The following is an 11,617-nucleotide window of genomic DNA, read 5'->3' as shown; positions in this document are numbered from 1 at the left end:
AAAAGCGGGAGGAATGATTATGTGGACAGAAAATATCGAATTGCCGTTCCGTTATGATTTTTCGTTTGTACTGGATCGTATGGGAGAAGACCCGCTCATCCGGCTGGACAAGCAGGAACAGTGGGTGGATGTTCCGCTGGTACTTCATGGCAATGAAAGAGAAGTCGCACGTGTGCAGTCTACAGGTACAAGAGATGCGCCGGAGTTCCGGGTTACGGGGGAGCGGGATAGAGATACTGTAGTAAATAGACTCTACGAAATTTTTCAATGGGACGTTGATCTTGAAAAGATGGACGCTCACTTCCTCGGGACTTCGTTAGCCGACCTTCAGAAAAAGTTTCCGGCCACACCGGTAGTCCGAAGTTTTCATATGTATGATGCACTCATGAGAGTGATTATCCATCAGCAGCTTAATAAAACGTTCGCATATCGGTTGAGTACCAGATTTGTCGAAAATTTCGGGGAAAAGGAAAAGGGCGTCTGGTTTTATCCGTCTCCGGAGAAAGTGGCTTCACTCGCATATGATGACCTCCGGGAACTGCAGTTCAGTCAGAGAAAGGCGGAATATGTCATCGATACTTCCGGTAAAATCGCCCGCGAGGAGCTGGAGTTGAACGATTTTGAACAGATTGGTGCGGAAGATACGATAACGCAGCTGACCAAAGTGCGGGGAATAGGGAAGTGGACGGCCCAGAACTGGCAGATGAGAGCACTCGGCCGTGCAGACCTCTTTCCGGAAGCGGATGTAGGGATCCAGAACGCCTGGAAGTTGTATTTCGGAAAAGAATCGAAACCTTCGCAGGAAGAAATGCTTCGGGTCAGCCGGGAGTGGGCACCCTACAGAAGTTATGCTTCACTCCTGTTGTGGAGAAGTCTTATGGAACAGTAATAAAGTGCGTTGAATGTGGAGACAATTCAGAAGTTTCAGGGTGTATCCGCTTACTTGAGAAAGTTTTCCGAAGCCTGTTTACAAAGGGTGTAAGACTCGTTACAATCCGTCTTTGTTAGAAGAAATTACGGATGAAACGAGGGGGTTGTGTTCCATGTGGAAACAAATGAAAAGTTTTTTGCTGATGAATCTTGGTGCTCTTTTTGTAGCAGTGAACGTAACTTACTTTCTGTCTCCTAACGATTTGGCTACCGGAGGCGTCAGTGGTCTTTCCATCGTAATGAGTAATGTTTTCCCTGGACTGTCTCTCGGGCTGATTATGGTTATACTCAACATTCTTTTATTTATCGTCGGATTCATTTTTCTCGGTTTTCGTTTCGGCGCGAAGACGATATATGCGGGTTTCGCTTTATCCTTCATGGTGTGGGGGCTTGAGACGTATTTTCCTATTCAGGAAGCGCTCAGCGAGGACATTTTGATTCAGCTGATTATCGGTCAGATCATCGCAGCTTCCGGAATGGCTATCGTCTTCCATCAGGGTGCTTCCACCGGAGGTACCGATATTATCGCTATGATTCTCAATAAATATTTCTCCATTGAAGTCGGGAAAGGGGTTCTCGTCTCCGATATTGCTATCGCGATATCTTCCGTACTCGTATTCGGCCCGGCTATCGGCATGTATGCATTTTTCGGAGTCATTTTGAACGGTCTCGTTATAGATTACGCTCTCGAACAGTTCGAAGACAACAAGGAAGTCGTCATCATCAGCCAGGAAAGTGACGAAGTCCGTCAGTATATTGTAGAAAAACTGGGTCGCGGAGCTACTATCCATCAGGCTAAGGGTGCTTTCAACAAAGAGGACAGAGAAGTGATCACTACGGTGCTGACCAGAAAAGAATACACTCTCCTGAAAAAATCCATGACTCTCATTGATGAGCATGCGTTTATCACTGTACACAAAATGAATGAAATACTGGGAGAAAACTTCAAACGTTTAGCTTCCTGATAAATACTCCTGCTTTGGACAAAGAACCCTTTTGCGTAAAGTTCTTTATTCGAAGCAGGTTTTTTCTGGCATAATAATTGTTTGAATCATTCCAAAAAATCAGAATCTTAGGTATAATGAAAGAGATACATTTTATTTGGGGGGATTTTTAATGAATAGAAAGGAACTAATTGCACCGGAACAGTATAATATTATTTCCGAAATGGAAAAGTATGCCCGGGGTGAAGAACGGAAGGCCTTAATCTGGATTGACAGTGAGGGCAATAAAAAGGAAACTACATATCAGCAATTAATGAAAAGAGTGAACAAAATTGGTAACGCTTTCCTGAATGAAGGACTGAAACCGGGAGACAAAATAGTTATCATGATTCCGCGGACGATTGAAGCCTACGAAGTATATCTTGCTGCTATGAAGACAGGGATCATCATTATACCGGGGTCTGAAATGTTGCGGGCAAAAGATTTGCAGTACCGCATAGAGCACGGAGAGGCGAAAGCCGTAGCCTGCTATCATCCATTCACTTCACAGTTTGATGAAGTAAAAGGAATCGATGATCTTCATCTGTTTTCTGTCGGAGAAGGGAAAGAAGGCTGGATATCTCTTGAAGAAAAAATAAAAAATACATCGGAGGAACTGGAAGCGGCTCCGACCCACAGGGACGACACAGCTTTTCTTCCATATACGTCCGGGACTACCGGAAACCCGAAAGGTGTGGTGCACACTCACGGATGGGGGTACGCCCATCTGAAGACGGCTGCATCCAAATGGCTGGCTATAGAAGAGAACGACGTAGTCTGGGCTACAGCCGGACCGGGCTGGCAGAAATGGATCTGGACACCTTTCCTTTCCGTTCTCGGCACGGGGGCGTGTGGCCTTATTTATCAGGGTAAATTCGACCCGCGGACGTACTTGCAGATTATGCAGGACTATCACGTGAATGTTCTCTGCTGCACGCCTACGGAGTATCGGCTGATGGCCAAAGTGGATAATCTTGATGATTATTCGCTTCAATCGCTTCACAGTGCCGTATCCGCAGGTGAACCGCTGAACCGGGAAGTGATCGATACGTTCAAGAATCATTTCAACATTACAGTACGGGATGGTTACGGTCAGACGGAAAACACTCTGCTTGTCGGGATTATGAAAGATATGGAAGTACGCCCGGGATCGATGGGCCGCCCTACACCAGGCAACGATGTGAATGTAATCAATGAAGAAGGTGAACCGGCACCAGTCGGTGAGGTAGGGGATATAGCGGTGCATCTTGATACACCGGCCCTGTTCAAAGAATATTATAAAGATCCGGAACGTACGAAAATGTCCCGGAGAGGAGATTATTATATAACCGGAGACCAGGCTAAAAAAGATGAAGAAGGTTACTTCTGGTTCGAAGGCCGAAGTGATGACATCATCATCAGTTCCGGATACACGATCGGGCCTTTCGAAGTGGAAGATGCTCTCGTGAAACATAAAGCCGTCCAGGAATGCGCAGTGGTCGCAAGTCCCGACGAGGTACGAGGTAACGTAGTCAAGGCTTTTATAGTACTGCAGTCCGGCGTAGACGGGAATGAGAAGCTCGTCAAAGAACTGCAGGATCACGTTAAAGCGGAAACGGCCCCTTATAAATATCCGAGAAAAATCGAGTTTATCGAGGAGCTGCCGAAGACGACTTCAGGAAAAATACGGAGAATCGAATTGAGGAAGAAAGAGAAATAATATCAGAAACAGGCGCAGAAGAACAACGCTCTTCTGCGCCTGTTTAGTGAAAAAAGACAGCTTTTCGCGCGGGAATTTTTCTTGTTTTATGGAAGGAAGACCTATAAGGTATGATGGAAGTAGAAAGGAGAGAGTAACATGAGCAATACATTTCATCATATCTTCAATAGTATCGTCGGTATACTGATACTGGTGGAGGGAGGTCTGTTCATCTTTACGAATAATAAAGATGGGGACTTGCATTTAAGGAGTATAATTATGACGGGTCTGCTGCTTTTAGCCTGGGGGATGTCCTATTACAAACAGGTGAAAGGGGACCGGAAGACAGAGTGGCTGATTTTCACTATAATCACCATGATACCGATGATTCTGCCTTTCCTGTTCTTTATATAAGCCACATCCACAAACCGGCTGCAGAAAAGAACAGGGCGCCTGTCAGATAGACGTAGCCGAAAAAAATTTCTTTGCCTGAATCTCCACCGGTTTCCACGAATCCGGAGAATGATAAAAAGAGGATGCATAATATATAAAGAGTCAGTGTCGTAGCGTGCCATTCCACCGAACCAAGAAGCAGCCAGAAGCCTGCCGGGTATGCGGTTACAAGGGGTACGTGTAAAGCATCAAGTTTCCATTTTTCAAAGAATTTTTTCATGAATAACTTTTTCTCATTCCCTTTTTTAATATTTTTAAACTGTGTAAAAATAACCATAATATGGTCGGAAAGTAATGAATTTCCTTTGACTTATTTTACGGCTTTGTTACAATACTAAACCGTACACAGCAATGAAACAACACAAGCTTTTGGAAAGGATGGAGAAAATGAATAAACGGATTATGGATTGGCCCACATTTTTTGGGGCACTGGCTCTTCTACTGCTTGTAACTGTTCCGCTCATTTTATTTCCGGAAGCAGGTAAAGAACTGGTAGGGCAAGCGAACGATTTCATGACCGATAAATTCGGTTTTCTTTATATGGCCATGGGGCTGGCAGTTTTTGCATTCCTCGTATTTGTAGCATTCAGTAAGAATGGTCATGTAAAACTCGGTGAAGAAGGGGAAAAAGCGGAGTTCAATACGTTCTCCTGGGCGGCCATGTTATTCGCCGCCGGTATCGGCTCGAGTATTCTGTACTGGGGTGTCATAGAGTGGGTGTACTATTATCAGGGACCTCCTTTTGGCATAGCGCCGGAATCGAAAGAAGCGATACAGTGGTCTACCGCTTACGGGATTTTCCACTGGGGTCCAATCGCCTGGGCGATTTACACCTTACCCGCACTTCCTATATCATATTTCTTTTACGTAAGAAGAAAACCTGTACTTAAAGTAAGTGAAGCAGTACGACCCGTCCTCGGAAAATGGGTGGACGGTCCTGTCGGGAATATCATAGATGTATTATTTATGTTCGGTCTGATGGGCGGGGCCGGCACGACTCTCGCTCTCGGTACTCCGATGATCGCCCAGGGAGTCAATTATTTGACCGGCATTCCCGTCACTCTCGGAATGCAGGCTGTCATTATGCTTGTGGCAACCGCTATATTCGCCGTCAGTTCCTATTCGGGGCTGAGAAACGGGATTAAGGTGCTGAGTGACATCAATATATGGCTGGTCATATTTATATTGGCCTTTATACTAGCTGTGGGACCGACACGGTTCATTCTGGAAACGACGTTCAACGCTGTCGGAGTCCTTTTGGATAATTTCTTCAAAATGGCTACCTGGATGGAACCTTTTGGAAATCTTGGGCAGTTTGAAGAAACCGGCTTCCCTGAAGCGTGGACCGTTTTCTACTGGGCGTGGTGGCTCGTTTACGCTCCGTTCGTCGGTCTGTTTGTTGCCAGGATTTCAAGAGGCCGGACGATTCGCGAAATGATTTTCGGTACGATTGTATACGGAAGTCTCGGAAGTATCCTTTTCTTCGGTATCATGGGGAACTTCGGACTTTATCTGCAGCTTACCGGTCAGTTCGATGCAATCTCCTTCCTGGAGGCCAACGGTGCTCCGGCAACCATCATTGAAATTATTGCCCAGCTGCCGTTTGCTCCTTTTATGGTGTTTGTATTCACTGTGCTGGCAATCATCTTTCTTGCAACCACATTCGATTCCTCTTCCTATATTCTTGCTTCTGTCGTTCAGAAAGAGATCGAAGGAGAACCGGAAAGATGGAACCGTTTGTTCTGGGCTTTTGCCCTGTGTCTGATGCCTCTTGTTCTTCTTTTCCTCGGGGGACTCGGTACACTGCAGACGGCCAGTATCGTAGGTGGTTTTCCGCTCATCTTCATAATGTTCCTGCTTGCCTGGTCGTTCATGAAAGCTTCCAGCGCGGATATCAGATCAGAAGATGATTATGAATCACCGACGATTCATATTAAACGTTGGAAAAAAGAAGGCAAGCGTCGTGCCGCTTCCCAGGTCTTCAAAGATGATCAAAAGAATCAAAAGGATCAAAAATAGAAACATCAAGCCGCCTCTTCCAGCTAGGAAGAGGCGGCTTTTTATTCGTTCGAAGAATTGTGACGGGTTAAGTAGGAGTCGGGGTGCTCCAGCGTAATACGATTGCTGTTTTTTAAAAGATTTTTCAGTAAGGGGAGTGTTTCCTCGCTTACAAATGCAATGATCCGCTCTTCGTGCCGGATCATTCTTTCCAGATTGGCGGCAATCGCCAGATTCTTTTCAAAATATTGTTTCAGCCAGGCCGTTCCGACCTGGTGATACCGATCCCCTGCAATATTTATGGAGGCGTGCAGGTGTTGAATGAGAGTGATGTAGGTATCGCTGTTTATCTGTTCCAAAACCCCCTGGATATCATCGTACGTTCGAAAAGCGTCCGCTTTTTGTTTAATGGATATGATTTCCTTCAACAAAGACGGCTGATACTCTTCCACCCAGGTAAATACCTGATCGAGGGAAGGGTCGGACATATTCACGATTTCATCAACCATATAGAGGACGGCAAGCCCTGCCTGTTCTGCCGTGCGGAAAGAGAACTGCTCCAGTGCATCATAAGTAAGAATGAATTCTTCCCTGAGATAAGAATCGAGATTTTTGTTGACTTCCTCTTCCACATAGTAATTTTTCTCGATAGCTATCGCAGTCGGTTCAAATGAAGCGAAAGACTCCGCAATAGACGAAATTTTCTCCTCCTGGACGAGGTCGGGATGAACTGAAAAGTTAGGTACTGCTATCAGTAAAAGACGACTCATGAGAAATTTTCCTCCTCAATAGCAGGTATAATATATTCTTTAAATTCGTGAATCACTTCTTCTACAGGCCGCTCACTTTTGGCCAGGTTGAACATAATGTGATTCACTCCGATTTCCCTGTACTCTTTCAAAATATCAACGATCGCTTTCCGTCCACCGCGGTATCCTGCCGGAATCTTCGAAAGGGGGGCATCTTCGTTTTCCTCCAGCTGCACAGGAAGCGGCATAATAAATGGGTGGAATTCATCTCCGTGGAACTCTGCTGCTTTCTCTCTGTAGGATGCTACCATCTCCTTCTGTTTTTCGGGAGCTTGCGGGTAAAACATCCACCCATCCCCATTTTCCGCAATCCAGTCAAACGTCTGCTGACAGTAGCCGGTCATGAGCAAAGGTATGGGAGAAGACGGTTTCGGGACAAGATTGGATTTATCGAGTTTGCCCATGGGGGATTCGAGTGCCGGGTATTCTTCGCTTATCGCTCTTTTGAAGAAGTCAAAAGATTCCCGGAACAGGCGTCCTCTCTCCATAATCGGGACGTTCAGCCCTTCGAAATCCTTACGCCGGTCTCCGGAAGAGATACCGAGTATTAGTCTCTCCGGGAAAAGCCGTTCTATACTCGCAGCTTCCTTAGCAAGGCGGAGCGGATGACGTAAAGGCGTTACTACTGCTGCAGTACCTAGATTTATCGACTTTGTGTGTGCTCCGAGATAAGTGAGGTAAATCAGACTGTCGAAAATCTGACCGGTGGCAGGATCTTCAAACGTAGGGTCTTCAAGTACGACGTCCTGAAACCATAAGCAGGAAAATCCGGCTTCTTCTGCCAGTTGTGCCCGCTCCACCTGCCGATCAAGTATGGGTACCTCTTTCCCGTGAGCCTCTATAGGAATATTCAGCCCAAGCGTAAGTTTTCTTTTCTGAAACATAGAAGTGAATCCTTTATGCTCTTTCAACAGTATTCTCCCCTTTCCAAAAAATTAAGTATGGCTGATTGTGCAGACAAGTAAAGATATAGCTTTCTTCCCAGTATAGAGAAAGGGCGAGGCAATTTCCCAATATTGCGATTCAGAAAGAGCGTAACTCTTCTTCTGTGAAAAAAGGCGTCGTCTCGGACGAAGCGGCACACGTGATTATTTCTCCCGTGAAAGGGTGGGGGAAAGACAAAGCGGCTGCATGCAGAGACTGGCGTCCAAGTACATCGCCCTGTCCTCCATAAAGCTCATCTCCAAGGAGCGGATGCCCCAGGTGACTCAGATGCACACGGATCTGATGAGTGCGGCCCGAGTCCAGTTTCAGACTGAGAAGTGTATAATCCTGTCCCCGCTGTACAACGTGATAATTAGTAATGGCGGGCTGCCCGTCTTCATCGACCATTCTTTTTACAGGATGAGCGGGGTCTTTTGCAATCGGCACCTCTACACGCCCGTTGTCATTTTCCACAAGGCCGTGTACTTTAGCTGCATATGCACGGCTGATTCGTCTGTTTTTCATCATATCTCCCAGTATCGCCGTGGCCAGAGCGTGCTTTCCAAAAAGTACGGCTCCGGAGGTGTGACGGTCGAGCCGGTGAATATATTTAGGTAAGACGGGTAATTGTTGTTTTCTGCAGTAAAAGGCTATGCCATTCCATAGCGTCTGCTGGATATCAGCAGCTCCATTTGGATGGGTGAACATTCCTGCCGGTTTGTTTACGACCAGTACGTGGTCGTCTTCGTAAAGGACATCCAGCTCCATTTCGAATTCAGGAAGGGTAAAGTCTTCGTGTTGAAAAAAATTTAAGGAAAGTATGTCTCCGGACCGCACAGGAGCAGTTTTCCAGTGGGGAGGACTGCCGTTCAGCAACACTTTTTCGTTGGAGCGGAAATCGTGTCTCAGTTTTCTCGGCACCTTCCATTTATTCTTCATTACGTTAGCTATTGTTATTCCGGACCAATTTTCGGGTACGGTCATATGTAGCCATTCACCATGTCGTTCCATAGACTTCTCCCCCCTTTTCTGTGAATCTATTGTAATCATGTTGTTGAACTATGTCTACACTATGTTATAATAGGTAGGTTAAAAATTGAAACGAGTAGAAAGAGGTGTTTTCACCGTGCAACTTAGAGATGATATTCGCAATATTGCTATTATTGCACACGTCGACCACGGAAAAACGACGTTAGTAGACCAATTGTTACGTTATTCTGGAACATTTCGTGACAACGAAAATGTAAGTGAAAGAGCCATGGACTCCAACGATCTGGAAAAAGAACGCGGAATTACGATTCTGTCCAAAAACACCGCTGTTCAATATGGAGATTCAAGAATCAACATCCTGGACACGCCAGGACACGCTGATTTCGGCGGGGAAGTTGAACGTATTCTGAAAATGGTGGATGGCGTTCTTCTCGTCGTCGATGCTTATGAAGGGTGTATGCCGCAGACACGCTTTGTTCTGAAAAAAGCACTTGAACAAAAGCTTACGCCTGTAGTAGTACTGAATAAAATCGACCGTCCGAATGCCCGTCCTCAGGAAGTCATCGACGAAGTGCTCGATCTTTTCATCGAACTGGGTGCAGACGATGAGCAGCTTGAATTCCCTGTCGTCACAGCTTCTGCCCTGAACGGTACTTCCGGAGAAGGGGAAGATGATCAGGAAGAGACGATGGAACCGATCTTCAACCTTATCATGAACAATATTCCTGCCCCGATCGACAACCGGGATGAATCGTTGCAATTCCAGGTAACGCTTCTGGATTACAACGATTATCTCGGACGGATCGGAGTAGGTCGTGTCTTTCAGGGAACACTGAAAGTGGGAGACAACGTTTCCCTTATGAAGAAAGACGGCTCCGTGAAGAACTTCCGTATCTCCAAACTGTTCGGCTTTATCGGTCTGAAACGGGTGGAGATAACTGAAGCGAAAGCCGGCGATATTATCGCACTTGCCGGCCTTGAGGACATTAACGTCGGTGAAACGGTAACGGCCAAAGATAACCAGAAAGCCATGGAGATTCCGCGTATCGATGAGCCGACACTGCAAATGACTTTCCTTGTAAACAACAGTCCATTCGCAGGCAGGGAAGGTAAATTTGTGACTTCCCGTCAAATCGAGGAGCGTCTTCTTACTCAGCTGGAAACAGACGTAAGTCTGCGTGTGGAACCTACTTCTTCCCCGGATGCCTTTACCGTATCCGGACGTGGAGAGCTGCACCTTTCCATTCTGGTGGAAAATATGCGCCGTGAAGGTTTCGAACTGCAACTGTCCAAACCTAAAGTAATCATCAAGGAAATCGACGGAGTGAAGTGTGAACCGATGGAACGTGTCCAGGTGGATACACCCGAAGAGTATCAGGGTGCCGTCATGGAATCACTCGGTACACGGAAAGGTGAAATGAAAGACATGGTCAACGATGGTAACGGCCAGGTACGTCTTGAGTTTCTCGTACCTTCCCGTGGACTGATCGGTTATTCCACAGAATTCATGAGCCAGACACGCGGGTATGGTATTCTGAACCATACGTTTGACGGATACGCTCCATTACAGAAAGGTAATGTCGGCGGACGCCGCAGCGGCGTACTTGTTTCCCAGGAAAAAGGGAAGGCTACAACGTACGGAATTATGAACCTTGAAGACAGAGGTACAATTTTCGTCGACCCTGGTACGGATGTTTATGAAGGAATGATTGTCGGAGAACACGTCCGGGAAAACGATCTGACCGTAAACATTACAAAAGAGAAACACCTGACTAACGTACGTTCAGCTACGAAGGACACGACGAACACTATTAAGAAGACTCGTGACCTTACGCTTGAAGAAGCGATTCAGTATCTGGATGACGATGAGTATTGCGAAGTAACGCCTGAAAACGTTCGTCTTCGTAAGAAAGTCCTTAACAAAGGTGAACGCGACCGTGCCGCTAAAAGAAATAAGTTACAGAACGCTGAAGAATAGAAGAACAGAAAAAGCCGGAGACCTCGTCTCCGGCTTTTTTGTGTTAAATAACTACTGGATCGTGACTTTCTTTTCCTGGTGCTGATGAATCTCTTCGGAAGGCTTTTCTATATGGACTGCCACTGTGTAGGTGCCTTTGGAAGGAAAGGAATGCCGGGCCCTGTAAACCCCCGGTTCTGTTTCTTCTGCATCCACATATTCATGCTTCTCTGATTCCGGGCTCGAGATCTCATAAGTGATCTCTCCTTTTTCGAAAGGAACCCCGTCTTTATTGATTGTCGTCTTTAATACGGTTCCTTTATCATTTTGGGATTTTTCAAGCGTTACTTCGAAAGGGGAGGACGCATGACTGTGGCTATCATCTCCGGAAGTCTGTCCATCTGCGCCTTCCACCGTAACTTCATTCTGAGGCATGGTGTGAAGTCCCCGGGCCTGTGTATGGGCGATAACCTGGTAGGAGCCGGCCTCAGAGAAACTGTACTGGGTAGTGTATTTCCCTTCTTCCGACTGTACGGCCTGAATCGTTTCGGATGACTCCTGTCCCTGATCCGTCTTCCATATTTCAAACTCCACGTATTCGGCATCATTGACCGGCTCCGCATTTTGGGTCACTGTAGCGGTAATATCTGCATTCTCCGCGGCCGTGAGGGGGTGAGGTTCAAAGCTGACCTCCACCTCTACAGGAGCGGCAGCCATTTCATCCTCCTTTTTCTCTGAATCCGTGGATTCTTTCTCGGAAGATGCCGAACCACAGGCAGCAAGAGTGATTATTAGTAATAAGAACGGGATTGCTTTTTTCATATGGGTAATACTCCTTTATTATGTGTTTCCTTCAGCATATCATGGTTTCAGGACTTCGTCTGTGAACATTCCC

The 11,617-nt window shown here is 46.3% G+C and carries 11 protein-coding genes; 6 read left to right on the top strand and 5 right to left on the bottom strand.

The window, feature by feature from the left end; all coding sequences use genetic code 11:
* The first annotated feature begins 19 nt into the window (after positions 1 to 19).
* The 4 genes from AAV35_RS10270 to AAV35_RS10255 all read left to right on the top strand — a co-directional run bounded on the left by AAV35_RS10270 (position 20) and on the right by AAV35_RS10255 (position 4,005).
* Complete coding sequence (locus AAV35_RS10270) at positions 20 to 889, top strand: DNA-3-methyladenine glycosylase family protein (RefSeq protein WP_008588435.1); 870 nt, start codon at positions 20 to 22, stop codon at positions 887 to 889.
* A 154-nt stretch (positions 890 to 1,043) separates the two neighbouring features.
* The gene (locus AAV35_RS10265; RefSeq protein ID WP_008588437.1) at positions 1,044 to 1,895 is read left to right on the top strand and encodes a YitT family protein; all 852 of its coding nucleotides are present in this window, start codon (positions 1,044 to 1,046) and stop codon (positions 1,893 to 1,895) included.
* A gap of 151 nt (positions 1,896 to 2,046) precedes the next feature.
* Complete coding sequence (gene mbcS, locus AAV35_RS10260; RefSeq protein ID WP_008588440.1) at positions 2,047 to 3,612, top strand: acyl-CoA synthetase MbcS; 1,566 nt, start codon at positions 2,047 to 2,049, stop codon at positions 3,610 to 3,612.
* Between the two features lie 138 nt (positions 3,613 to 3,750).
* Positions 3,751 to 4,005 carry a hypothetical protein gene (locus AAV35_RS10255; RefSeq protein WP_008588443.1) on the top strand — a complete coding sequence of 85 codons (255 nt, stop codon included), beginning with the start codon at positions 3,751 to 3,753 and terminating at the stop codon, positions 4,003 to 4,005.
* Here the strand turns inward: AAV35_RS10255 and AAV35_RS10250 are convergent.
* On the bottom strand, positions 3,998 to 4,264 hold the full coding sequence (locus AAV35_RS10250) for a hypothetical protein (protein WP_040609160.1): 267 nt from the start codon (positions 4,262 to 4,264) through the stop codon (positions 3,998 to 4,000). The two genes, AAV35_RS10255 and AAV35_RS10250, sit on opposite strands and share 8 nt — an antisense overlap.
* A gap of 167 nt (positions 4,265 to 4,431) precedes the next feature.
* Here AAV35_RS10250 and AAV35_RS10245 point away from each other — a divergent pair, with 167 nt between their 5' ends.
* Positions 4,432 to 6,063, top strand: a complete 1,632-nt coding sequence (locus AAV35_RS10245; protein WP_008588446.1) for a BCCT family transporter — start codon at positions 4,432 to 4,434, stop codon at positions 6,061 to 6,063.
* A 41-nt stretch (positions 6,064 to 6,104) separates the two neighbouring features.
* Here the strand turns inward: AAV35_RS10245 and AAV35_RS10240 are convergent, their stop codons facing one another.
* The 3 genes from AAV35_RS10240 to AAV35_RS10230 all read right to left on the bottom strand — a co-directional run bounded on the left by AAV35_RS10240 (position 6,105) and on the right by AAV35_RS10230 (position 8,786).
* Positions 6,105 to 6,812, bottom strand: coding sequence for a DUF5694 domain-containing protein (locus tag AAV35_RS10240; RefSeq protein WP_008588448.1), 708 nt, complete (start codon positions 6,810 to 6,812; stop codon positions 6,105 to 6,107).
* Complete coding sequence (locus AAV35_RS10235; RefSeq protein WP_008588450.1) at positions 6,809 to 7,762, bottom strand: TIGR03571 family LLM class oxidoreductase; 954 nt, start codon at positions 7,760 to 7,762, stop codon at positions 6,809 to 6,811. The genes AAV35_RS10240 and AAV35_RS10235 overlap by 4 nt, the downstream gene beginning before the upstream one ends.
* A gap of 112 nt (positions 7,763 to 7,874) precedes the next feature.
* On the bottom strand, positions 7,875 to 8,786 hold the full coding sequence (locus tag AAV35_RS10230) for an RluA family pseudouridine synthase (protein WP_008588452.1): 912 nt from the start codon (positions 8,784 to 8,786) through the stop codon (positions 7,875 to 7,877).
* Positions 8,787 to 8,901: 115 nt separating this feature from the next.
* Between AAV35_RS10230 and typA the strand changes: the two genes are divergently transcribed.
* The gene (gene typA, locus AAV35_RS10225) at positions 8,902 to 10,743 is read left to right on the top strand and encodes a translational GTPase TypA (protein WP_008588455.1); all 1,842 of its coding nucleotides are present in this window, start codon (positions 8,902 to 8,904) and stop codon (positions 10,741 to 10,743) included.
* 51 nt (positions 10,744 to 10,794) lie between these two features.
* Here typA and AAV35_RS10220 read toward each other — a convergent pair whose 3' ends face one another.
* The gene (locus tag AAV35_RS10220; protein ID WP_008588457.1) at positions 10,795 to 11,544 is read right to left on the bottom strand and encodes a FixH family protein; all 750 of its coding nucleotides are present in this window, start codon (positions 11,542 to 11,544) and stop codon (positions 10,795 to 10,797) included.
* Positions 11,545 to 11,617 lie beyond the last annotated feature (73 nt).

Origin of the sequence: Salimicrobium jeotgali (assembly GCF_001685435.2) — a bacterium.
GTDB classification, from domain to species: Bacteria; Bacillota; Bacilli; order Bacillales; family Halobacillaceae; genus Salimicrobium; species Salimicrobium album.
Note: the sequence above shows the minus strand (reverse complement) of the source record. Positions and strands in the feature narration are given on the sequence as shown.

Bases quoted from the DNA above. Each gene is read 5' to 3' on its own strand.
- AAV35_RS10270 (WP_008588435.1), top strand. From the start codon at position 20: ATGTGGACAGAAAATATCGAATTGCCGTTCCGTTATGATTTTTCGTTT.
- AAV35_RS10265 (WP_008588437.1), top strand. From the start codon at position 1,044: ATGTGGAAACAAATGAAAAGTTTTTTGCTGATGAATCTTGGTGCTCTT.
- mbcS (WP_008588440.1), top strand. From the start codon at position 2,047: ATGAATAGAAAGGAACTAATTGCACCGGAACAGTATAATATTATTTCC.
- AAV35_RS10255 (WP_008588443.1), top strand. From the start codon at position 3,751: ATGAGCAATACATTTCATCATATCTTCAATAGTATCGTCGGTATACTG.
- AAV35_RS10250 (WP_040609160.1), bottom strand. From the start codon at position 4,264: ATGAAAAAATTCTTTGAAAAATGGAAACTTGATGCTTTACACGTACCC.
- AAV35_RS10245 (WP_008588446.1), top strand. From the start codon at position 4,432: ATGAATAAACGGATTATGGATTGGCCCACATTTTTTGGGGCACTGGCT.
- AAV35_RS10240 (WP_008588448.1), bottom strand. From the start codon at position 6,812: ATGAGTCGTCTTTTACTGATAGCAGTACCTAACTTTTCAGTTCATCCC.
- AAV35_RS10230 (WP_008588452.1), bottom strand. From the start codon at position 8,786: ATGGAACGACATGGTGAATGGCTACATATGACCGTACCCGAAAATTGG.
- AAV35_RS10220 (WP_008588457.1), bottom strand. From the start codon at position 11,544: ATGAAAAAAGCAATCCCGTTCTTATTACTAATAATCACTCTTGCTGCC.